We start from the raw sequence: 24,405 nt of genomic DNA on the forward strand, positions 1-24,405 counted from the left end.
GTTGTGGCGGGCCGTGAAAAATGAGCATGCCCTCCCGGGGCGCCGGGCGGTGGGCTCTTGGTGCTTATGTCCACTCGTGAGGCTTAGGGCTGGGCATGTCCCGTGATGTGGCCGCGGCATCCTGACTCCTTGGGTTCCACCCCGACACCTCGAAAAATGGGCATGCCCTGCCGTGGGGCCCGGCGGTGGGCTCTTGGTGCTTATGTCCACTCGTGAGGCTTAGGGCTGGGCATGTCCCGTGATGTGGCCGCGGCATCCTGGCTCCTTGGGTTCCACCCCGACACCTCGACAAATGGGCATGCCCTCCCGTGGCGCCGGGCCGTGGACTATTGGTGCTTATGTCCACTGCTGCGGGCCAGGGGAGGGCATGCTCACTGCTGCGGGAGCTACGAGAACCCGGCTACGTGCCCCGGGCTACGGAAGCCCGGGACACGGATCAGCCCTTGAGGCACTTCCTGTAGGCGGCCATGGCTGTCCCGTAGTTCACCTGGCCCACGACGTCCGCGGGCCGCGTCGGCTTGACCGGCGGGACGCACTTCGGCGGGACGGGGGTGCTGGCCGCGATCAGCACCGCAGTCTTCACCACAGTGCCGGATTCGACGGCGGTGAGCACCAGGGTGCCCGTGCCGGCAGCCGCGGCTGCAGGAACCTTCACGTCCACCGTGGCGGCGCCGGCGGACACCGGAACTGAGCCAAGGGACGTCACGGCACCTGCAGCATCCGTGAATTCGACGCGCAGCGAGGTATTCAACGGGCTGCCCAGCGAGGTGAGGTCCAGCTTCGAAACCGCCAAGGTGACGGACTCACCACTCTTGACCTCGGCCGCCGTCGTGTTCACGACCGCCACGGAGCGCCGTGCGAAATCAGGCGAAACGGGGTTGTGGGTCTGCAGGTACTTGATCCACGCGTCGCGGTCCACCAGCCCGGAGTCCTTGGTGCCGGCACCTTCCTTGAAGATGCGGAAGTTGTCGCCGCCGGTGGCCAGGAAGTTGAACGTCCCGATTCGGTAGGACTTCGCCGGGTCGACCAGCACACCGTTGACCCGGATCGAGGTGATCCGGTCACCGGCGGCGCGAGCGGCGTCGTAGGTGTAGTTCACGTTCTTGGACAGGCCCAGCTGCTGGTACGCGCGGCTGGGAACCGTGCCGTCCGGGTTGGTCTGCCACTGCTGCTCCAGCAGCGTCTTGAACTGCGCGCCCGTCAGGGACGTGGTCCACAGATTGTTCACGAACGGCAGCACCGCGTTGGCCTCGGCGTACGTGATGGTGCCGTCGGGCGCGTAGTACAGCTCGTTGCGCAGACCGCCCGGATTGACGACGCCGATTTCTGCGGCGCCGAGTTCCGGCGCCTTCAGCGCATCCACGAGGGAGTCGGCCACCAGGTTGCCGAGCGTGGACTCGCTGGCCCGGTCATCGCGCACGGCCGGGGAGCCGCCAAATGCCGTCGTGATATCCGCGGTGACCTTGCCGACAGGCTGGTTGCCCACCACGGCGGCGTCGGCCAGGGCCTTGTCCACGATGGTCTTGACGGCGGCGACCCGCGGGTACTGGGCCACGAGGTCCGCTGCAGGCTGCGCGGCACTCGTGGTGCGCTGGACGTTGCCGGCCTTGTAGCCGGTCACCGACATGGTCTTGGTGTCGACGGTGAGCTGGATCTGGCCGATGAACTCGCCGTAGTTTCCGGTCTGGACGATCGGGCGGGTCCTGCCGGTGGGCTGGCCCGCCGAATCCAGGACCGGCGCGTCCCAGGCGTACTGCTTGTGGGTGTGGCCGTTGAAGATCGCGGCAACATCCGGGGTGACCTTCTGGACCATCTTGGCGAAGGGGCCGCCGGCGGCGACTTCCTGTTCCAGGGTGGCGCCCTCGGGCGCACCGGACCCGGCGCCGTCGTGGTTCTCCACGATGATGACGTCGGCGAGCTTGTCCGCCTTGATCTTTGCCGCGACCCGGTTGATGGCGTCGACGGGATCCCCGAACTCCAGGTCCGCGATGCCCGACGGCGTGACGAGCGAGGGCACTTCCTGGGTCACGGTGCCGATCACGGCGACCTTGACGCCGTTCATGTCCAGGACCGTGTACTCCGGCAGAACCGGCGTGGTGGTGCCCTTGGCATAGACGTTGGCGCCCAGGTACGGGAATTTCGCGTTGGTTCCGCCGGCGCTGACGCGGTCGCGCAGGTCCGCCCAGCCGCCGTCGAACTCGTGGTTGCCCACCGCGGAGGTGCGCAGGTCCAGCGCGTTCAGCACGTCGATGGTCGGCTGGTCCTTGGCGGTCGCGGAGGCGAACAGCGAGGCGCCGATGTTGTCTCCGGCCGAAATGAACGCCGTCGCGCCCGGCACGGCGGCGGCGCGAAGCTTCTCGATGGTCCCCGCGAAGAACACGGTGTTGGAATCGATGCGGCCGTGGAAATCGTTGATGCCCAGGAAGTTCAGCTCAACGCTGGCCGGGGTGACGGGCAAGTTCAGGCCCACCACCACCGGATCGTGATCGCTCGCCCGGAACTGGTCCGGCGTGTAGTAGTCGGTGACGTTGTTGTTGTAGCGGCTGTACTCCAGCGCCACGGACTCCACGGAGTTGATGTTCCAGATGTCAGCGCCCGTGACCGCGGCGTTGGCTGCGGGGGAGGCGAGGATGTGGTCCAACGAACCCACGAGGCCGCCGAAGAGGTAGGAATGCTTGGCGGAGCCGTCGGCGTTCTTTGCCTTCTCATCCTGGTTGACGTAGCCGGCGCCTGTGAGGACGTTGATCGGGTCCTCCTTGGCGTAGGAGTTGAAGTCGCCGATCAGGAAGACCTTGTCCGTGCCCTTGGACTTCTGCAGTTCATCCGAGAACGCCAGCAGGGACTTGGCTTGGGCGGTGCGGGCGAGGTTGGAGGCGCCCTGGCCCTTGTCGGTGTCCTCCGGAGTGGCGGCGGAGCCCTTGGACTTGAAGTGGTTGGCGATCGCGATGAACTTCTTGTCATCCGAGGCGCCGACGGGCTTGAAGACCTGGGCCAGCGGCTTGCGGGCGCTGGCGAATGCGACGGTGTCGTTGTGGATGATGGACTCGCCCACCGGCTCGGCGGTGGCCTTTTTGAAGATGAACGCGGTGCGGATCATGTCCTCGTCGGCCAGCGGGGGTGCGTTGGCGGGCGTTCGGACGTAGTCCCAGATCCCGGGCGTGGCGATGTTCAGGGCATCGACGAGCTTGGCGAGGGCGTCGTCACGGTTCTTGCCGAACTGGGCCGAGTTCTCGACCTCCATGAGGGTGACGACGTCGGCGCCGGACTTGGAGATGGCGGCGACGATCTTGTCCTGCTGCCGCTTGAAGTTCTCCGCGTTGGCGGCGCCGCGGACGTCGCAGCCGCCGCTGACGGTGATGGGGTTGCCCGCCCGGTCGTTGTAGAACTTGCAGCCGGAGATCGTGTCGCCCGTGGTGGGAAAGTAGTTCAGCACGTTGAAGGAGGCGAGCTTGAGGTTGCCGCCGACGGCCGCCGGGGAGTCCGCGCGGGTGGCGCCGAAGCTTGCCGGCTGCACGGTGTCCGCGTTGGCGGCCGTGAGCTGTGTCAGGGGCTGGAACTTCCAGACGTTGTTCGCGTAGCTGAGCACCACATTGGTTTTGAACGTCACCGGCGCGCCGACCCGGACGTGGTCGTCCGTGGTCAGGTACGGGAGCAACTGGGCCTTCGTGGCGGCGTCCTTGAGGAAGTTCGTGGTGGCACCGTCGTCGAGCTTGATGCCGCGGGCGGCATTTGCCGCCACAGCGGCGGTGTATTCCGCGGAGCCGAACGGCGCGACGGCGGTGGGCTGCTCCAGCGCGGTGGTTCCACCGGCCAGGCCGATCTCGCCGTACTGGTTCAGCGAGAAGTTGTCCGCCACGGTGACCGGTCCCTGCGGGGTGAGCAGCATGCCTTCGAGGGACTCACGGAACGCCTCGTCGGCCGGGAGGGCGAAGCCGGTGGCCTTGACCTCCGGGGCGGCCTCGGTGAGCTTCTTCAGATCGGCTGCCGCGGCAACGGTCAGCTGGGTCATTCCGAAGAATTCGCTGACGGCGCCGGTGAGCTCGACGTAGTCACCGATCCTGACGGAGTCCACCGTGGAGGGCGAGTAGACGAACACAGCGTCCGACGCCGTGTGGTTGGCCGGCGTGAGATCGCCGCCGGTGCCGGCGGTCTGGACGTAGTAGCCGGCGAAACCGCCGGTGGGGAACGTCGCGGTGACCCTACCGCGCGTCGTGACCGTGGACCCGGCCAGCGGGCTGGCCGCGCCGGTGCCCTGGATTTCGGCGATGGTCTTGGTGGCCGGGGGCGTGCCGGGGTCCGCGGGCGGGTCGACCGGGCCGGGATCTGCGGTGCCGTTGGCAGCCTTCGGCGTGATGGCTGCGTTGAGCGCGAGGTCGGCGGAGTTGTTGTTGGTGTCCGCGCCGTTGCTGCGGTTCAGGCTCTTGACGTCGGTGTTGCCCGACGGCGCCGCGGCCGCCTGGGTCTCGAAGGTGTTCGACGTGCCGTAGCCGAGCACGTCCGCGACGTTGGCCGGTTCAATGACAGAGCCGGTCAGCAGCGGGTTGAGTGCGGTGGACTGTTTGGCCAGCACGATCGTGCCGCCGCCCCCGGCCGGGTTGAACCCGGTGGCGGTGGCGTCCGCGGCCGGGAGGTCCGCGCCGGCGGTGCCGTTGCTGCCGCCCTTGAGGAGGTAGTACCCCTGGGCGGGGATGCTGCCGCTCAGGGCTGCAACCGAGCTCGGCGCTCCCGTGCCTGTGGCGGAGCGGTACTGGAGGGACCAGCCGTCCACCGAAACGGGCGCGTCGGAGCTGTTGTAGAGCTCGACGAATTTGTTCTTGAAGGCGGCGCCGGTGCTGCCGCCGCTGAGGTAGGCCTCGTTGATGACCACCGGTGAGGTTCCGGTTGCCGCCGGGGAAGCCTCCACGGCATATGCCGGGGCTGCCGCCAGCGGAGCCGCTATGAGCGCCGCCGACAGGGCTGTGCCCAGCACTGATTTCCAGGGTGTTTGTTTCATCCGCTCTAACTCTCATTAGGGTGCCCCGGGTAAAGGGCAGGGTGCAGTGCGTCCGCCGGGTGCAGCGGACAGTGGCCGGCCTGAACTCCTGGTCAAGTCGTGCCGGGCCCATCCAAACAGGGGTGAATGAACAACGTATGGATTAAACGTGCATTCGGCGGGACGTCCCCCAGCGAGACGCGCCGCAGCCTTCCCGGAGCGGCTCGAAAGCCCCGGGCAGCGGTGACTGATGATGCAGGTGAGCGGTGTCCGGGTGCCTCCACCGGGCGCTCCACAGCAGAATACCGGCCAGTAGCCCTCGGGGAAGGGACTGGCCGGTATTTCTTACAACAATTTTTGTAATTAGGTGGCAGAGGCCTTTCGGCCCCGCCTGTCGGGGAGGCCGGGGTTAGCGGTCCCGGGCTCCGGGGCTACGCGTCCGCAGCGGGCTGGCCTCCCTGGCCGGTGTCAGCCACGATCTTGAACATCGCGCCGGTGGGGTCGGTCAGCGTCGCGAGCCGGCCGAAGGGGGTGTCCTCCGCCTCTTGGATCACCGTGGCGCCGAGGGAGACGGCCTGGGCAACCGTGGCGTCCGTGTCTTCCACGGCGAAGTAGACCTGCCAATTGGAGGGAACCTCCGCGGGCAGGTAGGCCGAAGCGTCCATGATGCCGGCCTTGGCCGCCGGTCCCGCGCCCAGCGTGGTGTAGCGGAATTCCGGGGTGTCGCTCATGACGTCGGTGTCCCAGCCGAACACGTCCTGATAGAACTTGACTGCAGTGGCGTAGTCCTTGGTGTGGAGCTCATGCCAGGCCGGCGCGCCCGGTTCGGCCGCCAGCTCAAAGCCCTTCATCTCGGCCGGCTGCCACACGCCGATCGACGCGCCTGTGGCGTCCGCGATCATGGCCATGCTGCCCTGCTCGGGAACTTCCATGGGCTCCATATGGACCTGCCCGCCATGCTCCGTCGCAGCCTCGACCGTGGCCGCGGCGTCCTCAGACCGCAGGTACGTGGACCACATGTCGGGCCAGGCTGCCTGGTCCGGCCGCTGCTGCATCATGCCGGCCACGGACTTTCCGTTCTTCGAGGCGGTGATGTAGCCGCCGTACTTTTCCGCGTCGCCGGTCTGGAAGGTCCAGCCGAACAGTGCGCCGTAGAAGGACTTCGCCTTCTCGGCGTCCGATGTACTGAGGTCGATCCAGCATGGTGCGCCGTTGGAGTGGTCGGGTGTGGGCATGGGGACTCCTGCTCTCTGTGGCGGACTGGCATCGTCGTGCGGCCGCCGGACTAGTGTGCGTGTTGGAGGCGTTGTGGTGGAGACGAACTGGTGGAGACACAGCGAGACTATGACGGGGCCCCGACACTTTCAATGGGGAGGCTGTCCGCGGCGCAAATGGCAGCACGCGTGGCCGCACTCAACCCGTGCTCCGCTGCGGCCGCCGTCGTGTTCCCCGCGCGGTCAACAAGCGGTCAAGCACCGCCGCAAACGCGCACCACGCGCGCTTAGAGTGACGCGTAGAGCTTGCCCGTTGATGTCAACGTGCCGTCCAGTTTGAACAGCGAAGACGTGCCCATTTGGGGGTCGTTGATGGGGCGGTTCTTCCACGCGAACCGTTCGACGTACGGCAGCTTTCGCATGCCAGCGACGGTCTCGCGCATGAACTTCTCGACCATCGGGCGGGTGAACTCGTTCTTGTGGGTCTTGGAGACATTCCAGTCTGCGACGGCGTATTCGGTGACCCAGACGGGGCGCTGGTACTTGTCGTGGAGGCGGGCAACCTTCCTGAGGAAGTCTGCGGTGTCCGGCCAGGCGTAGCAGTGCATGGTCATGAAGTCGACGCGCAGGTTTTCCCGCTTGACCCGGAGCATGAACTGGTCCAGCCATTTGGCGTCCGGGCTGATCGTGGCCGGAGAACCGAGCCGCAGCCCGGTCGTCTGCAGCAGCGGCCACAGCCGGACGGCTTCATCGACGGACATGTTGGCCTGGAGCGGGTGGTCGGGTTCGTTGAAGCCGAGGAGGTTGGCGGTTTTCGTCTGGCTCAGCTCCCGGTTCACAAAGCCGAGCGCATCTTGTTGGAGCAGTCTCCTGCCGTCCTTGATCATCGGGACGAAGGGTTTGCCGGTGTAGGTCCGCGTGGCCTGCCAGGTGTAATACCAGTCGGGGTTGAGGCTCGTGATCTGCCTGAATGACAGGGCGTCACTGCCGCCGTTGGATGCGCCTTTGAGAGCCCGGACAGGAGTGGCCGCATTAGCCGAGCCGGCACCGGCTGCCATCAGTCCGGGGACCGCCAGAGCGGCCAGCGGGAGTGTGAGAAAGTGTCGGCGTTCCATGGGTTCCTTTATCAGGTCGTGGGGCGTTCTGCCTTGGCCCCGCTGTTCGATGGGCCTTTCGCTTCAGGTGTCAGCTTTTGTACGCAGGGTAGCTTGCGCGCAGACGCGCCAGCGCCGTGGTGTATTTCGTCCCTGCCGCCGCGAAGGCGGTGACGGTGGCCGCCAGCCGGGTTCCATTGCCGGCTACTGTCCGGGCGTATTTGGTGCGGAGCGCAGAGGTGCTGGCTTTGTAGTCGGCCACGGCCTTGGCGTGCGCGTCCGCCAGCTGGGCCCGTTTGAGGCTGTAGTCGGCCTGGGATTTGGTGTACCCGTCTTTGAGGGCGGCGACCCGCGCGTCCCGGGCGGGGGCTTCCTTGGCGTAGGCGTTCTTGAGCTGCGTCCGGGCCTTCTTGTAGTCGGCCTTGGACTGGGTGTAGGCGTTCTTTAGGGCTTCGATGCGGCTGGATTTGGCGCGGTATTCGCTGTCGCGTTGTGCCGCCAGCTGGGCTCGCGCGGCTGTGTAGGCTGCCTTGGATTGGGTGTACCCGTCGCGGAGCGCCTGGATGCGGGCGTCCCGGGCGGGGGCCTCTTTGGCGTACGCGGCCTTGAGTGCGGCGATTTCAGCGGTGTAGCTGGCTGTGGCTTTCGCGTACGTCGCTTTGGCCAGGTCCTTCGCTGCGGTGGTTTTCGCCGCTGCGTATTCCTTGGCGTAGGCGACTTTCTTCGCGGAGAGCGTCGTATTGGCTTTGGATACTGCCGCGTCGTAGGCCGCTCTCGTGCTGGCGTATTTGGCGTATTCGTTGGCGATGCCTTGTTCGAGCGCTGGTTTGACCCGGTTATTCGCTTCCGTCAGGTCGGCGACGGCTTTGGCGTAGGCCTGGGTCTTCCGGTCGAAGGCAGCGTTTTCGGCCGCGATAGCGGCATCCAGGGCGGGCCGCTTTTTGTCTTGGGCGGTGGCGAGATCGTCCATGGCTTTGATGTGCTCGGCGGCTTTCTGGGCGTACGCCGCCTTTTCCGCTGCCAGAGCCCTGTCGAGCGCGGGCCGTTGTGCGCTGTTCGCCTTGCTCAGCGCCGCGGTCGCTTTGTCGTAGGCCGCGTTGGTGGCGTCAATGTCGGCTTTTTTGGCCGCGAGTGCTTTGTCCAGGGTGGGCCGGAGGCTCGCCTGGTAGGCGTATTCGCTGGCCTGAGCGTCAACGAAACGCTGGGCGGCGGCCTGATAGTCAGCCGCCAGGAGGACGAAGGATGCATTGTATGCGGCCCTGGTCATGGGGGCTGCCGTGACAGAGGGGGCCGCTGTGCCTGCGGAGCGGGTTGCGGTGGTTTGGGTGGCAGCGCCGGCGGCTGGAGACACCGCCATGGCACCAAAGGTCAGCGCAAGGCTGAGGCCAAAGATGCTGGTGATGCTGGTGGTGTTCTTCTTCACGAGGCTGATCGTACCGCCCAGCTTTGCGTTTTGGGCATCAGAGTGCTAGTCACGCGGAAAGAATGCGCTGATCTTGCGGCATGCAAAGCGAAACCCTCGGCCGCAATGCCGGACGAGCGAGCCGGGGAACGAGTGAGGCCGGCTGGGACAATCTCTCGATTGCCTCAACCGGCCCCTGAACCGCGCAAACTTTGCGCTAACTGCATCGCGCAGACTCTGCGCTCTCGCGGAAGGTAAGAGATTCGAACTCTTGGTACGGGGTTACCGCACACTGGTTTTCAAGACCAGCTCCATCGGCCGCTCGGACAACCTTCCCTAACGAGTAGTCTTTCATAGGCAGTCGGCTGCCACAAAAAACGCGCTGCGCTTGCGGACGCGTATGGCTCCCCGCCATATTCTGGGGAGAGATGTTGATCGGACCTGGCGATCGCGGCGCAGGTGCGCGGGGCCAGTTAGGAATCGGGAGTGCTCCATGAAGGCTGTCTATATCTCTGAGCCCGGCGGACCCGAGGTCCTGGAAGTCCGTGAGGTCGAGGCCCCGGTGGCCGGCCCCGGCGAGGTTCTGATCGACGTCGTGGCCGCCGGCCTCAACCGTGCGGACGTCCAGCAGCGCAAGGGGTTCTACCCGCCGCCCCCGGGCGCCTCCGAGATCCCCGGGCTGGAGGTCTCCGGCAGGATTGCGGGCTTCGGCCCGGGCGTCACCAAGGCGTTCTCGGTGGGGGACAAGGTGGTGGCGCTGCTCTCCGGCGGCGGCTACGCCCAGAAGGTTGCCGTGCCCGCCGGGCAGGTTTTGCGGATTCCCGACGGCGTGGACCTGGTCACTGCGGCATCGTTGCCGGAGGTCGCGGCCACCGTCTATTCCAACCTGATCATGACGGCGCAACTGCAGCCGCGCGAAACCGTCCTCATCCACGGAGCCACCGGCGGTATCGGCACCATGGCCATTCAGCTGGCCAAAGCCATCGGCGCGCGGGTGGCCACGACGGCCGGGAACGCGGAGAAGGTCAGCACTGCCAAGGCGTTCCTCGGCGCTGACATCGCCATCAACTACGCGGAGGAAGACTTCCCCGCGAGCCTGCGCGCGCAGAACGGCGGCAAAGGGGCGGACGTGATACTCGACGTCGTCGGCGCCAAGTACCTTGGGCAGAACGTCGAGGCGCTCGCCGACTACGGACGTCTGGTGGTGATCGGGCTGCAGGGCGGAGCGAAAGCGGAACTGGACCTAGGGCAGCTGCTGCGCAAACGGGCGGCCATCATCGCCACGGCACTGCGTCCCCGACCGGTCGAGGAAAAGACCGTCATCATGAACGCCGTCCGCGACGCCGTCTGGCCGATGCTGACCGACGGCAGGATTCGGCCCCTCGTGGCCAAGACCTTCCCCTTGGACCAGGTCGCCGCCGCGCACACCTACTTTGATTCAGGCGACCACGTCGGCAAAGTCCTGTTGGTCATGTAGCGCCGGGCTCGGAGCGGACGCTGTGGACTAGACGCCACGGCCCCGCCGGGTCTTAATCCGCAGGTCAAACAGTAGGTCGGCAACGACTTATTCCATCAATGGCATGCGCTGTTTTGCTGTCGGTCCATGAATGACGATAATGTAATTCCATACGCGGTATACACGCGTCTTGGGGCGCGTGTATGCTGTGTGGTTTCCTGCCCTCCGGGAGTGCCATGTCTATCCGCCACAGTCTCCTCGCCCTCTTGCAGGACCGGCCGCGCTACGGCTACCAGCTCAGGACCGAGTTCGAGGACCGCACGGGAGCATCCTGGCCACTGAACATCGGGCAGGTATACACCACCTTAGACCGGCTGGAACGCGACGGACTCGTCCAAAAAGACGGCGGCGACGGCGACGGGCACATCATCTACAGCATCACCCCGGCCGGCCGAACCGAGGTCCGGGAGTGGTTCGCGCTCCCGGTCTCCCGCGCGAATCCGCCCCGGAATGAACTGGCCATCAAGCTCGCGCTCGGTCTGACGATTCCCGGAACCGACGTCGGCGCCATCATCCAGGCCCAGCGCGCCGTGTCCATCCGGGCCCTGCAGGAGTACACCAAGTCCCGGCGCGACACCGCCGCCCTCCAGCGCCCGGCCGATACCGCCAGAGTCCTGGTGCTGGACTCCCTCATCTTCCAGACCGAGGCCGAAGTGCGCTGGCTGGACCTCTGCGAGGCCCGCCTGATGCAGCTCAGCAACCCCCCGGCTTAGACCGCGGCCCCCGGCCTACCCCGCCGCCCCCGGCCGCGGCCTCAAGGGCCCTAGCCCAGCCGCGCCCCCGGACCGTTCACCGCGTCCGGCCGACCGCTCGTCGCGCGGACTGCACCGCCGGGCGCAGGTGCGGCGCCGGGGCGCGGCCGCGTTGGTAGGGTGCGGGGGGCAGTTCTGCACCGGTGGGCTGCCCAGCTGGGATTCTCGAGGAGGAGACATGGGCACAATGCCAGACGGCACACAAGGCGACAGCACACACAGAACCACGCAAGAAGTCAGCACGCACGGAACAGTACAGCTCGACGACGGGATCGTTCCGGACCCGTCCCTTCCGCGGACGTCGGTGGATGAGTCGGTCCGCGACGCCGCGGATCGCACATGGACCCCCGCCAAGATCGCGCTGTGGGCGGCCATCGCCCTGCTGGGCGGCGTCGCCTGGTTCATGCTCGCCATCATCCGCGGCGAGACCGTCAACGCCATCTGGTTTGTGTTCGCGTCAGTGTGCACGTACCTGATCGGCTACCGCTTCTACTCCAAGGTCATTGAGCGCTACCTGCTCAAGCCCAACGACCGCCGTGCCACCCCGGCCGAATACAAGGCCGACGGCAAGGACTACGTCCGCACAGACCGCAACGTCCTCTTCGGCCACCACTTCGCCGCCATCGCCGGCGCCGGCCCGCTGGTGGGCCCGGTCATCGCAGCCCAGATGGGCTACCTGCCAGGCACCATCTGGATCATCCTCGGCGTCGTTTTGGCCGGTGCCGTCCAGGACTACCTCGTCCTGTTCTTCTCCATGCGCCGCGGCGGCCGCTCCCTGGGCCAGATGGCCCGCGAAGAGCTTGGCGTGATCGGCGGCACCGCCGCCCTGGTCGCGACGCTGCTGATCATGGTGATCATCGTGGCCATCCTCGCCCTGGTGGTCGTCAACGCCCTGGGCGAAAGCCCGTGGGGCGTCTTCTCGGTGGGCATGACCATTCCGATCGCCCTCTTCATGGGCGTGTACCTGCGCTACATCCGGCCGGGGAAGGTCATGGAGGTCTCCATCATCGGCTTCGTGCTCCTCATGGCCGCCATCATCGGCGGCGGCGCGGTGGCAGGCACCGACTGGGGTGCCGCGTTCTTCCACCTGGACAAGGTCACCATCGCCTGGGGCCTCATCATCTACGGCTTCATCGCCGCAATTCTTCCCGTCTGGCTCCTCCTGGCCCCCCGCGACTACCTCTCCACCTTCATGAAGATCGGCGTGATCGTGATGCTGGCCCTGGCGATCATCGTGGTCCGTCCCGAGATCACCGTCCCGGCGTTCAGCGAGTTCGCCAGCCGCGACAACGGCCCGGTCTTTTCCGGTTCCCTGTTCCCGTTCCTGTTCGTCACGATCGCCTGCGGCGCCCTGTCCGGCTTCCACGCGCTGATCGCGTCCGGCACCACGCCGAAACTGATCGAAAAGGAACGCCAGACCCGCCTGATCGGCTACGGCGGCATGCTCATGGAATCCTTCGTGGCCATCATGGCCCTCGTGGCCGCCATCTCCATTGACCGCGGCATCTACTTCGCCATGAACGCACCCGTGGCGCTGACCGGCGGCACTGTCGAAACCGCAGCCGCGTGGGTCAACAGCCTGGGCCTGTCCGGGGTCAACATCACCGCCGGCGACCTTGCGCAGACGGCCAAGGACGTGGGGGAGCAGAGCATCGTGTCCCGCTCCGGCGGCGCGCCTACGCTCGCCGTCGGCCTGGCTCACATCATGCAGCAGTTCATCGGCGGCACCGCGATGATGGCGTTCTGGTACCACTTCGCCATCATGTTCGAGGCACTGTTCATCCTCACGGCCGTCGACGCCGGTACCCGGGTTGCGCGCTTCATGCTGCAGGATTCGATCGGCAACTTCGTTCCGAAGTTCAAGGAGCACTCCTGGCGTCCGGGGGCGTGGCTCTGCACCGCCATCATGGTGGTTGCCTGGGGTGCGGTGCTGCTGATGGGCGTCACCGACCCGCTCGGCGGAATCAACACCCTGTTCCCGTTGTTCGGGATCGCGAACCAGCTGCTGGCGGCCATCGCCCTCTCGGTCTGCCTGGCCATCGCCGCCAAGCGCACCGCCCTGAAGTATCTGTGGATCGTGGCGGTGCCGCTGGCGTTCGCCGCCGTCGTGACCATCACGGCGAGCTTCTACAAGATCTTCTCGCCCGTTCCGGCAGTGGGCTACTTCGCCAACAACGCAGCCTTCGCCAAGGCGCTTGCGGACGGTAAGACCTCCTTCGGCACTGCCAAGACCCAGGCGGCGATGGAGGCCGTGGTGCGCAACACCATGATCCAGGGCTGGCTGTCGATCATCTTCGTGGTGCTGAGCATCGTCGTCATCATCACGGCCGTGATTGCAACTATCAAGGCCCTGCGGAACACGGCCGCGGGGCTGCCCAACGCCGAGCACGAAGACCCCGCCCAGGCCTCCCGCGTCTTCGCCCCGGCAGGGTTCATCCCCACCCCGGCGGAGCGCGAACTCGTGGCCGAGTGGAACAGCCTTCCGGCCGGGCAGCGGCTGGAAAAGTCCGGACACCACTGATGCGGAGTCGGCCATGAACGTGGTAATCGCCGGGATTCGGGGGATTGCCGGGTATCTCAGCGGGGTGCTGGGCGCGGATGCCTACAAGAAGTACTTGGAACACCACGAGGCCTCCGGTCATGCCGGTCCGGCCCTGACGGAGCGGGAGTTCTGGCGCGACCGGACCGACCGCCAGGACGCCACCCCTCAAGGGCGGTGTTGCTGAGCCGCCGCTGCTGAACACGCAGTCGTGATGTACCCGGTGGTGGCGGGCGGCATATGCCGCTGACCGGCCGAATGCGGGACGCCGTCAAGGATCCGGGGGAAGGGCGCCGTCGGGCACAATCGTGTCCGACGGCGCCCTTCCGCTTCCGGCGGACGCCGGACCCGCGCCTCCGGACGCGTGAGAGTATGAAGCCATGAGCGATCAGCACGACACTCAGCCCGGAGATCAAACTGCCGACGACGTGCCCGTCGAAGGCACACCCGTGGACGACGTCCTGCCCCTGCCCGGAGCGCCGGTGGCATTGCCGGCTTCAGTCCCGGACGGCCACGCCGGCGCTCCAGGCCCCGTACCCAGACCGCCCCGGGGGAGCGAACTTCAGGACCTGGTGGACGAACCCGCGAAGGTCATGCGGATCGGCACCATGATCAAGCAGCTGCTGGACGAAGTGAAGTCGGCACCCCTGGATGACGCGGCCAGGGTCCGGCTGGCCGAAATTCATGAGCGCTCCATCAAGGAACTCGAGGACGGCTTGGCCCCGGAGCTCGTTGAGGAGCTCGAACGGATCAACCTACCCTTTCCGGAGAACGCCACCCCGTCCGACGCCGAACTCAGGATTGCCCAGGCCCAGCTGGTCGGCTGGCTTGAGGGGCTCTTCCACGGCATCCAGACGGCCATCGCGGCTCAGCACGCCGCCCGAGAGCACGCCTACGCGCAGATGCAGCTGCGTCAGCTGCCGCCGGGAACGGTGATCGCACCCGGCGTCATCATCGGGGAGAATGGCGAACCGGTTCGCGCCGCCGCGCCCCGCCGCGGCGCTGACCCCTCCCAGCCTCCCGAGCCCGCCGACCCGGACCACGGTCCCGGCCAGTACCTTTAGCGCGACCTTGGGCTTCTTCAGCGCGGCGCGGCAAGGGCGCAGGGACGACGCCGAACTTGGGAAGGGTCTCTGGCGGCGCGCCCATGACCGCTTCAACCGCGGACTAGACCGCTACCACCAGGTCCTCGAAGGGGTCGAGGACGAGGCACTGTACGGCGAGCTCGTCGAGGTCGCCAATGAGCTCTCCGCACTCGCGCCGCGGGTCCGGGAGATCTGCGTGGAGGCCCAGCGGCGATATCCCAGTAACGGACTGGACATTCCCGGGCCTCTGGCAGGTGTCCACCGCGCCCTCTCCACGGCGGGCAATTCACTGGCCATGACGGCGGAAGCGGCGGCGATGCTCCGCCTGGCCGTTGGGCCTGTCCCGGCGGGCGCTGCGTCCGTGCGGCGGCGCGCCGACGCCGTACTGGAACACGTCCACGACGCCGAACGGCGGCTTGCCGAGGCAACCGGCCGCGGCCCGACGCCGGGTATTCCCGGTTAAGCGCCTAGCTTAGCTTCGCCCTGGCGCTAGCCGGACTGCACCGATGTTGGCAGGATAGTTATATGACTTTTTCACCGGAACTGACTTTCAATGACGGCAACACCATTCCCCAGCTTGGCTACGGGGTGTGGCAGGTTGAAGATGACGTGGCCGAAAAGGTGGTTGTCCAGGCGTTCGAGGCCGGCTTCCGCCACATCGACACCGCCAAGATCTATGGCAACGAAGCAGGGGTTGGCCGCGCTATCGAGCGTTCCGGCCTCAAGCCCGAGGAAATCTTCATCACCACCAAGCTGTGGAACGCGGACCAGGGCTACGAATCCACCCTGAAGGCATTCGAGGAGTCCATGGAGCGGCTGGGCCTCGAGACCCTGGACCTGTACCTCATCCACTGGATGCAGCCCCAGCAGGACAAGTACGTTGACACCTGGAAGGCTCTCATCGAGCTCCAGAAGCAGGGCCGGGTCAAGACGATCGGCGTCTCCAACTTCACCAAGGAGGGCCTGCAGCGCCTGATCGACGAGACCGGCGTGGTGCCGGCCATCAACCAGGTCGAGCTGCACCCGTTCTTCAACCAGGCCGACCTGCGCGAATTCAACGCCTCCAAGGGCATCCTCACCCAGGCATGGTCGCCGCTGGGCCAGGGCGGCGAGCTCCTCGAAAGCCCCGTCATTGCCCAGATTGCCGCCAAGCACGGTGCCACCCCGGCCCAGGTAGTCATCGCCTGGCACCTGGCGATCGGCAACGTCGTCATCCCGAAGTCCGTGACCGAATCCCGGATCCGCGAGAACTACGCGGCCCTCGATGTCACCCTTGACGAGACGGACGTCCAAGCCATCAACGGACTGGACCGTTCCGCCGAAGGCGCTGGCAGGATCGGCCCGGACCCGGCAGTCTCAGACTTCGCTTAAGCAACAGCCCTAAGGCACCGGCCCGGCGCTTCACAGCATCGGGCCGGTTGACCCGGCCGGCGTTCGCAGAGGGCCTTCACCCCGCACGGGGTGGAGGCCCTTTCTGCTGCCCGGCCGTTCCCGCAGGACGGGACGGTGCCGACCCGGCGTGCGCTGTGCCGCACCGGACTCAGGCGGCGGCCCGGCGTACCTTTCCCGGGATAGCATCCACGACCGCCCAGCCGTCTTCGCCCGAAACGCACCGGCTGGCGAAGCGGTCCGCGGCGGCCGCGTCATCGAAGCTCTCGGTGCGGATCCGGCCGGAGTCTGTGTTCCAGTACGTGACTTCGAAGTACTGCGCGCCGTCCTGTGCGTTGTCGCAGTGCTGCTGGAAATGCTGCTGGAAATCCTGGTTGTTCTCCATGACTCCAGTGTGCAACCGACCTCCGACACTAAGAGTTCACGCCTCCGGCGTGTTGCCGAGCCGCAGCATGCGTTCCCGGGCCAGGCCTTCCTTGCGGCGTTCCCGGTCCGCGGCCCTCGCCGTCTGCTGAGCCATGGCCGCGGCCAGCTCGTGACGCTTCCGTGCCGCTTTGAGCTCGGCTTCGGCCAGATCAAGGCGCCGCCGGAGCTCGTGCGCCTCATCGGCCAACCGCCTGGTATCGGCTGCAGCCTCCTCCAGTTCCGCCGCCGCGCCGCGTGCCTCGTCGTCGGCCGCTGCGGCGGACTCTTTGGCCTCCTGCAGCCGGGCCCGGGCCCGTTCCACCGCCGACGGCGCCGGGGTCACCTGCGCTTTCCCGGCAACCCGGAGACGGGGCTGCACCGCTGTCGGTTCTCCGCCGGGTAACCCGCCGTCGGCTCCTCCGTGCACGGCCCGGGTGTCGGCTTCCCGGGCCGGAAGGCTGCCGGGGACGGCCACCGCGCCGGCGAGATCGACGACGTCGACCCCGTCCGCCGAGAGTGCCCGGAGCAGGCAGCCGCTCTGAACGGCTGCTGCGGCCCCGGCGTCCGTGGTGGCGGCCCGCAGTGTCTTCTCCACTTCCGCGGCCACGGCGTCGCTGATCGGCCGGCCCTGCCGAATTGCCAGTTCGCGTGCCGCCTTCACGGCGCCGGAGAGCAGCTGCCGCCGTTCCTGTGAGAGGAGGCGCAGGCCCGCAGCGTCCAGGGCGGACTGCGCGGCCTGCATCGACGTCCCCAGCTCGGCCAGCTCCCGCAGCATTTCGGGGCTGTGCGCCGCCATCATGTTCACCGCCCACGCGGCCAGGGAGGGTTTGGGCAAGGCCCGCACGTCGGCTGCCAGGGCCCTCTGCCCCGCGGCAGCGATGTTCTCGGAACTGAGGCGGCGGGCGGCAGCCGTTCTTGCCGCAACAAACTCGCCGTACGGCAACGCGTACAGCGGCCCGGCAATGCCCGCAAGTCCCGGGGTTCCCATGCAAGAATCATAGAAGTCCCGGCCCGGCCGCGAGCACCGGCTCGCGGCCTTGTCATGAGACCCGGCGGCGCCCGATACTGAGGAGTATTCACTTGATCGAAATTGGCGGGCTACCGGCCCACGTCCTGCTCGTCCACGCCGTGGTGGTGTTCGGACCGCTTGCGGGTCTGGGCGCCATTGTCTACGCCGTGGCACCGCGCTGGCGGAGCTACCTGGCCTGGCCGCTGGGCGTGTTGTCGCTGATTCTGGTTCCCATAACCGTGGTGACGGCTCAGGCCGGCGAGCAGTTGCAGAAGGCCCGTCCGGCATCGGCCCTGGTCCGCGAGCATGCCCAGCAGGGCGATGTGCTCAAGGTTTTTTCGGTGATTTTCTTCGTCATCGTCGCGGCCATGCTGGTGGTCACCTATGAGCCCTTCGGCCGGCGTCTGGCGTTCCTCGGCGGACTGCGGGACAACCGGATCGTCCGAGTGGTCCTCCTCATTGCCGGCGCCGTCGCGGGCGCTTTCTTCATCTACCAAAGTGTCATCACAGGGCATTCCGGCGCGGCGTCCGTCTGGAGCCGCTAAGTCCGCGCTTCGGCACGCCCGTGACCCGCTGACGGGCGCCGGCTTCTGCGCAGGGTGATAAGGAGCAGGACGAGGGCCGCCGCCTGGAGTGCCGCCACCGCAGCAATGAGCACCGGCCGCGCGCCGTAAAGCGATCCGTACAGTACCCCGCCCGCCAACGCCCCGGCCCCTTCGAATGCCGCGAACACCCCGTAGGCGGTGCCCTGCCGGGGCTGCGGCACGAGATCGGCCACCAACGCCTTGACCGTGGAGTCCTGGACGCCCGTGGCGGCGCCCCAGACCAGGACACCGGCCAGAACGACGCCGGCACTCGGCGCCAGGGCCAGGACAGGCACCCCCGCGATCAGCACGGGAAGGCCGAGCAGCACGGCCGCCCCGGCACGGTCGTAAAGGACGCCACTGGCGAGGGCCCCGACGGCGGCCGCCCCCATGGCGGCCGCGTACAGCAGTGGAACGACTGAGACAGGAACCGCCACGTCGGCCGTCAGATGGTAGGAGATGACGCCGAAAGCCACCAGGCCGGCGCTCCAGAAGAAGGCGGCGGCGGCAAACAGGACAAAGGCGCCGGAAAACACCGACGGCGGCCGGCCGCCGTTCGCAGGGAGAAGCACGGAACCCGACGACGAAGCCGGCGAAGAACCCGGTGCCGAAGCTGGGACGGACCCGGGAGCCGAGCCCGGTGCCGCGGCGTCTGCGGGGAACTCGGTGACGGCGGCAACGGGTCCTGCCGGGACGTCGCCCGGGTCCGGCACCCTGCGACGCAACCACACGAGGATCGCCAGCGCTGCCGCCGCCGGTAAGACGAGCACCGCAAACGCCGCCGACAGCGAGCCGGTGGCCACCAGCACCGCGGAGACGAGCAGCGGGCCGAGGAGCGCGCCGGCCAGATCGAGGGATTTGTGGACGGCGAAGCCACGGCCCCGCCCAACCGGCCCGGCAGCGGCAGCCAGCAGGACGGTCTTTGCCGGGCTACGGACGGCTTTGCCAACCCGGTCCCCGATCAGGAGCGCGGCCGCCAGTGCCAGTCCGGCGGATCCGGCCAAGGGCGCCAACGCCAGCAGCGGGACGCACACCGCCGTGAGCACGTACCCGGCCATCGTGAAAGTCCAGTATTTCCCAGTGCGATCCGCCCAGGGACCGAACACCAGCCGCAGCCCCTGCGCCGCGGCTTCTGCGGCGCCCGTCACGAGACCCACAAACAGCGCTGATGCGCCGAGTTGGGCGAGCAGGGGACCTCCCAGCGGCCGGGCGCCGTCGGACACCATGTCCGTGGCGAGGCTGACGAGGCCGAACGCCACCACTGTGCCCCATTGCGGGCGCCCCCGCAGGCCTCGCCGTCCGCCGGTCCGTGCCGGCGGACTTTCCTGCTGCCGGGCTGGCAGCCTGCGGCCGGGCCGTTCCATTCCCTAAGGCTCGCCGACGACCCGGAAAAAGACAATACGCAGGTCAGGGCGCTGTGCCCCTGCCGTGGCGCGGGAGGAAATATTGGGCGAGGTGGACCGTTTTCGGCATCTGCTTGGTACTTTTTGAGAGCCGATCCGCATTGTGCGGGCCGGGGGGACCCACACCGACGGATTGAAAGGCTTCACAACCATGAGCTCACCCCAATACCAGGGCTACGCGCCCGCATCCGCGAAGACCAACGGTCTGGCCATCGCGGCACTCGTTTCATCCTTCTTTATCAGCCTGCTCGGGATCATCCTGGGTCACATCGCCCTGAACCAGATTAAGACCACCGGTGAAAGCGGCCGTGGCCTGGCCATCGCCGCACTGGTCATCGGCTACGCGTCGATCGCCTTTACGGTGATCTTCCTCGTTGTAGTCATGGGCACTGCGGCCGCAAACCGCTAAGACTCGGCAGACGGCCCCCTCCGGCACCGGCCGGAAGGGGCCGTTTGCGTCCCGCCTGCCGCCCCGGGTCACCAGGGCCGCACCCGCACGCCACTCTCAGGAGGAACTGTGAAGCTGCTTTCCAACCCGTCCCGCCACGCTGGCCATCGACCTTCCGTGCCTGCCGCCCTTCTTGGAATTGCGGTGGCTGCCGGGCTGGCTTTCGCCGGCGTCGCCGTGGCCGCGCCGCCCCCGGCCATCGCCGCAACAACCCCGGCGCCGACCGGCTGGCTGCACACCTCCGGCGGCACGATCCTGGACTCGAACAACGCCCCGTATACGATCAAGGCAGCATCCTGGTTTGGCATGGAAACTCCTGACTGCATGCCGCACGGGCTATGGGGGACCCTGACCATTGACGACGCCCTGGCCAACATCAAGTCAATGGGCTTCAACACCGTCCGACTGCCGTTCTCCAACGAGTGCCTGGCCGCGACGTCCATCAAGGGGAACCTGAATTACTGGGCCAACCGCGCCTATGGGCTTGAGGGCAAGACGCCCCTGATCCTGATGGACACGGTGATCGCCCGCGCCAAGGCCAACGGCCTGCAGGTCATCCTGGACCGGCACCGGCCGTCTTCCGCGGACCAGTCCCCGCTCTGGTACACATCCGCCTACCCGGAGTCGAGGTGGATCGCGGACTGGAAGATGCTCGCCGCGCGTTACAAGACCGATCCCACTGTCATCGGCGCCGACCTTCACAACGAGCCCGCCGGAGCTGCGACCTGGGGCGGGGCCGCCGCCACCGACTGGCAGGCCGCGGCCACCCGCGGCGGGAACGCCGTCCTGGCCGCCAACCCCAACCTGCTGATCATCATCGAAGGCATCGAGAACCAGGGCAACGGAACCTCCACGTGGTGGGGCGGCGGCCTGGCCGATGTGAAGAACAAGCCGGTCACCCTGGCCACGCCCAACCGCGTGGTGTACTCCCCGCACGACTACCCGGCGTCGCTCTTTGCGCAGAAGTGGTTCAGTGATCCCACCTACCCCAACAATCTGCCGGCCGTCTGGGATGCCAACTGGGGCTATATCCAGAAGCAGGGCATCGCCCCAATCCTGCTCGGCGAGTTCGGGACCGCGCTGCAGACCACATCGGACCAGCAGTGGATGGCGAAGATTGTCTCCTACCTCGGCACCAACTCCATGAGCTTTGCGTACTGGGCGTTTAATTCGAACAGCGGCATCACCGGTGGCCTCGTCCAGGCAGACTGGCGCACCCCTGAGGCCGCCAAACTGGCCGCGCTGGCGCCCATCCTGAAGAACACCCCGTCCCCGACAGTATCGCCGACGGCGTCCCCGTTGCCGATTGTCACGGCGTCCCCGACGGCGACCGTCACCGCAACACCAACGCCCACAACCACTGCGACACCAACCATCACTGCATCGCCGTCGCCGTCGGCGACGGCGTCAGCGTCTCCCGTGCCGACGTCGGGCGGGTCCATCAGCGCGGTCTGGAAACTGACCAGTTCGTGGACCGGCGGCTACGTGGCCAACATCGAGGTCACCGGGCTCCGTGCGGCCGCCGGCTGGAGCGTGAGCTGGCCCGATGCCAATGTCACCCGGGTGGCCAACTCCTGGGGCATCACCTGCACGGTCATTCCCAGGGTGTCGGTGACCTGCAGCGGATCGGACTGGGCCACCAAGATCGCCGCCGGCCAGAAACTGTCCGTGGGCCTGCAGGTGGACTCGCTGATGGCTCCCGTCAACCCGGTGCTGACCCTGAAATAGCCGGACCAGCCCGGCTCGTCGCCGTCGGCGTCATTATCTCGAATGCTTGCTCGGCCACCTACAAGGTCAGGGCGGTCGACCGGAACGCGAAGATCGCCGTCCGGGTCACCGGGTCGCTTCTTGGCTACACGACCGCGTCCCGGGACAGCGGCGCGTTCATCGCACGCTGAGCGCCGCCCTCCCTTGGTGGTTGGGCTGCCGGACGTATCGACAGATGTGCCGAAACCGGCGCATGGTTAAGGCCAGCGGCGGGCCCGAGTTTTCTCTTCTGCCAGCCTCCGTTGCCGCACTTCTTTGGGGGATAACTTGAAGAAACGCACCACGCGCCTGCTGGGCACCGCGACCCTGACGGGCATACTCCTCACGACCGCGGCCTGCGCCGACCCGCAGGCGAGCACGCAACCGATCTCCACAACCCCGGCTGCACCCGCTGCAACGATTACCGCTGCCGACTCTGCCCGGGCCGCAAGCGAGACCACGTCTCCGGCCCCCGCCCCGGAGACACCCCGGGCTGCAGCATTGCAGACGTTCACGTTCCCGGACGGCCACATTTCGTTTATTCACCCGGCCGGCTGGACGGTCAAGGTCAAGCCTGGTCCGGCGCTCAACGCGGAAGCCCAGAAGAACTCATTCGAAGCGATCATCTCGGATGCGTCCGGTACAGGATTGGCCCGCATGTATAGCGGCATGTACGGCGACGGCGCCGCCGGGCCGGCAAGTCGGACCATCCTGGATCACGCACCGGCGCCCGGCGTTACCAACATGGCGGGGGAAGCCACAGAGTTCGGCTTCGCCTATGACGAGTACCCGGGGGCCACCGGAGGCCCTTATTACTTCATGGACGTCCGGAACGCGAGGGAATTCCTGGCAACCACCGACTCCTCCGGTTCCAGCCAGATCCGGCTGCCCAACGGCGTCCTGAGCGCCTGGGTCGTTTTGTCCGATGCGCCGTCCACACCGGCTTTTGCTTCCCCGGCCGAAGCGAAAGCCTGGATGGGCACAGAGCGCTACGCGCAGCTGAAGGCGATGCTGCTGAGCCTGCACTACGCCTAGGCAGAGGGTACCGTCAGTCCATGAGAGATCATGTCCGCTGGGCCGACGGAGCATGGTCGTTGCTTGTCCTGTTCGCTGTTGCGGTGACGGCGTGCGGGCTGGCCGAGTCGTTCAGCCTCATCGTCAGGTCACCCACGGACGCGGAAGGGCACGGCCTGGTATTCCTCGGATCTACGGCGTTCGCGGCGGCGGCCGTGTGGGCGAGGCTGAGGCGAAGGCCGCTCTGGGTGTCGATTTTGACGGCGCTGCCCGCAGTGGTCGTCGGAGGGTTGTCCGCGGAAAATCCTGACGGGCTCTACGCCCATTTGGCGGGGCTCTTCCTGGTCCCCGCAGCGCTGAGCGCGATGCTGGCGGACCTGCTGTTCCCCGACCCTCAAATTTTGCCGGCCTGGGACGCCGAGGCCGATCCCGCCAACTGATTCCTGTGCCACCGCTGTCAGTGCGGCCAGCAACTCGCGCTTCTTCGCGACGGACGACGGGAACGCGTTGTGAACCTGAATGATTGGCATCCGCCGAGACTCGCACGATGCCCGGCGAGCTCAAGACTGACAGCGCCCAGGGCTCTTTCACCGCCGACGCGGACGGGCTCCCGCGTAACCCTGAAAGTACGGATCGGGGCTGTATCCGACTGAGAAATTCCCTAAGGCCCGGTTGCGGAGGAAGCCCGGCGCTGAGACGCTAGCCGGCTTCGCTCTGGATACGGTCCTTTACGCTTTGAGGCATGGTCGAGCACGCGTCGTCGTCGGCGCGCCGGTCAGCATGACTGTCGGCGGTGTCGGTGATACCGACCGTTGCGACGGCCGCCTGCCACCCGCCCAGACCGGTGATCTGCCGCGGCACCCAGACGTTGGCCGCCCCGTTCACCAGGTTCCAGACGGCGGGGTGGACGCCATCGCCGAGGTAGATTCCACCGTTGGGGTCTCTCCTGACCAGATCCGGCAAGGGCAGGACGCCCATCAGTTGAGCAGACTGGTAGTCGGACATGTTCCACGGCGGTGTTCCGAAGTAGTACCAGCTGGCGGCGCAGACGCCGTACAGGTGAGGGCCGAACTGGGCATAGTTCAGGTAGAGCTCCAAAGCCCGTTGGGGGCTCAGCGTGTAACTGAACTGGGTTGCCAGGACGGCCTCGATGCCTTTGCGGGCGGCGCTTTGGTCGTCCCAGAGGAAAATGTTCTTGACCAGCTGCTGGGGGATGGTGGAGCCGCTCGGGTCGGGCTTTCCCTGGAAGTACGCCTGCGCCCTGGCCTGGAAGTCTCCTAGGTCGAAAGCGCCAGAGCGGGTGCCGAGCTGTTCGTCTTCATGGGCGATTGTCGCGGCGAGCAGGTGCCGGCTGATGTGGTTGATCGAGACAAACTGGTAGACGTTGGGCTCGCCGGCCTCCAGCATGTAAGCAGTGCGCGGCAGGGTCACGCCCATGCTGAACATAAACGCAATGATCTGGACCAGAACCAGCGGGGCGATCAGAGCCAGCAGGAGTTTGCGGCGCCACCTCCGCTTAGGACGCTTGCCGGGATGACCGACCGGAGGGCCAGGCTGCTTAGCTTGATCCGGCTCCACCGCAGGCGGGCTTACAGTCGGCGACGCAGGCTCCTGAGACGCCGGGGCCCCGGGCACCGGGTAGCTGACAACTTTCGCCGGCGCTTCCTCCGGTCCCTCAGTAGTCCACAGGCCAGGCTGACCGTCCTGCGAGGTTGGGCCCGGCACCGGGTAACTGACGACCTTCGCAGGTGCTGTGCCCGGACGGCCAGATCGCGGAGGGTGGTCCGGCGGTGGCCGCCGCGGCGGGGTAGGTGATGTCGGGTTGTCCATCAG

The 24,405-nt window shown here is 67.0% G+C and carries 20 protein-coding genes and 1 tRNA gene; 12 read left to right on the plus strand and 9 right to left on the minus strand.

Annotated elements, in window-relative coordinates; translation table 11 throughout:
* Nucleotides 1-436: 436 nt before the first annotated feature.
* The 5 genes from ABD243_RS05605 to ABD243_RS05625 all read right to left on the minus strand — a co-directional run bounded on the left by ABD243_RS05605 (nucleotide 437) and on the right by ABD243_RS05625 (nucleotide 9,018).
* On the minus strand, nucleotides 437-4,993 hold the full coding sequence (locus tag ABD243_RS05605; protein WP_344363020.1) for an ExeM/NucH family extracellular endonuclease: 4,557 nt from the start codon (nucleotides 4,991-4,993) through the stop codon (nucleotides 437-439).
* A gap of 410 nt (nucleotides 4,994-5,403) precedes the next feature.
* Nucleotides 5,404-6,207, minus strand: coding sequence for a VOC family protein (locus tag ABD243_RS05610; protein WP_344363023.1), 804 nt, complete (start codon nucleotides 6,205-6,207; stop codon nucleotides 5,404-5,406).
* 266 nt (nucleotides 6,208-6,473) lie between these two features.
* Nucleotides 6,474-7,301: a glycosyl hydrolase gene (locus tag ABD243_RS05615; protein WP_344363025.1), complete on the minus strand. Its 828-nt coding sequence runs from the start codon at nucleotides 7,299-7,301 to the stop codon at nucleotides 6,474-6,476.
* A gap of 70 nt (nucleotides 7,302-7,371) precedes the next feature.
* Entirely contained in the window at nucleotides 7,372-8,703 is a 1,332-nt protein-coding gene (locus ABD243_RS05620; protein ID WP_344363028.1) for a hypothetical protein, read from the minus strand.
* Nucleotides 8,704-8,930: 227 nt separating this feature from the next.
* Nucleotides 8,931-9,018: transfer RNA gene (locus ABD243_RS05625), tRNA-Ser, on the minus strand.
* 157 nt (nucleotides 9,019-9,175) lie between these two features.
* Between ABD243_RS05625 and ABD243_RS05630 the strand changes: the two genes are divergently transcribed.
* The 7 genes from ABD243_RS05630 to ABD243_RS05660 all read left to right on the plus strand — a co-directional run bounded on the left by ABD243_RS05630 (nucleotide 9,176) and on the right by ABD243_RS05660 (nucleotide 15,945).
* A complete protein-coding gene (locus ABD243_RS05630) occupies nucleotides 9,176-10,159 on the plus strand; it encodes an NAD(P)H-quinone oxidoreductase (RefSeq protein WP_344363031.1) in 984 nt (327 codons plus the stop codon).
* Nucleotides 10,160-10,374: 215 nt separating this feature from the next.
* On the plus strand, nucleotides 10,375-10,911 hold the full coding sequence (locus tag ABD243_RS05635) for a PadR family transcriptional regulator (RefSeq protein ID WP_116768353.1): 537 nt from the start codon (nucleotides 10,375-10,377) through the stop codon (nucleotides 10,909-10,911).
* Between the two features lie 217 nt (nucleotides 10,912-11,128).
* Complete coding sequence (locus tag ABD243_RS05640) at nucleotides 11,129-13,471, plus strand: carbon starvation CstA family protein (RefSeq protein ID WP_344363034.1); 2,343 nt, start codon at nucleotides 11,129-11,131, stop codon at nucleotides 13,469-13,471.
* A 13-nt stretch (nucleotides 13,472-13,484) separates the two neighbouring features.
* Nucleotides 13,485-13,676, plus strand: a complete 192-nt coding sequence (locus ABD243_RS05645; protein WP_344363036.1) for a YbdD/YjiX family protein — start codon at nucleotides 13,485-13,487, stop codon at nucleotides 13,674-13,676.
* A gap of 193 nt (nucleotides 13,677-13,869) precedes the next feature.
* Complete coding sequence (locus ABD243_RS05650) at nucleotides 13,870-14,553, plus strand: bacterial proteasome activator family protein (RefSeq protein ID WP_344363039.1); 684 nt, start codon at nucleotides 13,870-13,872, stop codon at nucleotides 14,551-14,553.
* A 7-nt stretch (nucleotides 14,554-14,560) separates the two neighbouring features.
* Complete coding sequence (locus ABD243_RS05655) at nucleotides 14,561-15,037, plus strand: hypothetical protein (protein WP_344363042.1); 477 nt, start codon at nucleotides 14,561-14,563, stop codon at nucleotides 15,035-15,037.
* A gap of 62 nt (nucleotides 15,038-15,099) precedes the next feature.
* A complete protein-coding gene (locus ABD243_RS05660) occupies nucleotides 15,100-15,945 on the plus strand; it encodes an aldo/keto reductase (RefSeq protein WP_116768599.1) in 846 nt (281 codons plus the stop codon).
* 169 nt (nucleotides 15,946-16,114) lie between these two features.
* On the opposite strand, the gene ABD243_RS05665 is transcribed toward ABD243_RS05660, so the two are convergent.
* Complete coding sequence (locus ABD243_RS05665) at nucleotides 16,115-16,348, minus strand: hypothetical protein (protein WP_344363045.1); 234 nt, start codon at nucleotides 16,346-16,348, stop codon at nucleotides 16,115-16,117.
* A gap of 36 nt (nucleotides 16,349-16,384) precedes the next feature.
* Nucleotides 16,385-17,356: a hypothetical protein gene (locus ABD243_RS05670; protein WP_344363047.1), complete on the minus strand. Its 972-nt coding sequence runs from the start codon at nucleotides 17,354-17,356 to the stop codon at nucleotides 16,385-16,387.
* A 92-nt stretch (nucleotides 17,357-17,448) separates the two neighbouring features.
* On the opposite strand from ABD243_RS05670, the gene ABD243_RS05675 reads away from it, so the two are divergent.
* Nucleotides 17,449-17,922, plus strand: a complete 474-nt coding sequence (locus tag ABD243_RS05675) for a DUF2231 domain-containing protein (RefSeq protein ID WP_344363050.1) — start codon at nucleotides 17,449-17,451, stop codon at nucleotides 17,920-17,922.
* Here ABD243_RS05675 and ABD243_RS05680 read toward each other — a convergent pair.
* A complete protein-coding gene (locus tag ABD243_RS05680; RefSeq protein ID WP_344363053.1) occupies nucleotides 17,919-19,220 on the minus strand; it encodes an MFS transporter in 1,302 nt (433 codons plus the stop codon). The genes ABD243_RS05675 and ABD243_RS05680 overlap by 4 nt on opposite strands.
* 295 nt (nucleotides 19,221-19,515) lie before the next feature.
* On the opposite strand from ABD243_RS05680, the gene ABD243_RS05685 reads away from it, so the two are divergent.
* From ABD243_RS05685 to ABD243_RS05700, 4 genes are all read left to right on the plus strand, one after another.
* A complete protein-coding gene (locus tag ABD243_RS05685; RefSeq protein ID WP_344363055.1) occupies nucleotides 19,516-19,773 on the plus strand; it encodes a DUF4190 domain-containing protein in 258 nt (85 codons plus the stop codon).
* Between the two features lie 156 nt (nucleotides 19,774-19,929).
* Nucleotides 19,930-21,540: a cellulase family glycosylhydrolase gene (locus ABD243_RS05690; protein WP_344363056.1), complete on the plus strand. Its 1,611-nt coding sequence runs from the start codon at nucleotides 19,930-19,932 to the stop codon at nucleotides 21,538-21,540.
* A 306-nt stretch (nucleotides 21,541-21,846) separates the two neighbouring features.
* Complete coding sequence (locus ABD243_RS05695) at nucleotides 21,847-22,593, plus strand: hypothetical protein (RefSeq protein ID WP_344363059.1); 747 nt, start codon at nucleotides 21,847-21,849, stop codon at nucleotides 22,591-22,593.
* A 20-nt stretch (nucleotides 22,594-22,613) separates the two neighbouring features.
* Nucleotides 22,614-23,012, plus strand: a complete 399-nt coding sequence (locus ABD243_RS05700) for a hypothetical protein (protein ID WP_344363062.1) — start codon at nucleotides 22,614-22,616, stop codon at nucleotides 23,010-23,012.
* Between the two features lie 259 nt (nucleotides 23,013-23,271).
* Here ABD243_RS05700 and ABD243_RS05705 read toward each other — a convergent pair whose 3' ends face one another.
* The gene (locus tag ABD243_RS05705) at nucleotides 23,272-24,018 is read right to left on the minus strand and encodes a biosynthetic peptidoglycan transglycosylase (protein ID WP_116768629.1); all 747 of its coding nucleotides are present in this window, start codon (nucleotides 24,016-24,018) and stop codon (nucleotides 23,272-23,274) included.
* Nucleotides 24,019-24,405 lie beyond the last annotated feature (387 nt).

The sequence above is a fragment of the Arthrobacter humicola genome, from assembly GCF_039531445.1.
GTDB lineage: Bacteria > Actinomycetota > Actinomycetes > Actinomycetales > Micrococcaceae > Arthrobacter > Arthrobacter humicola.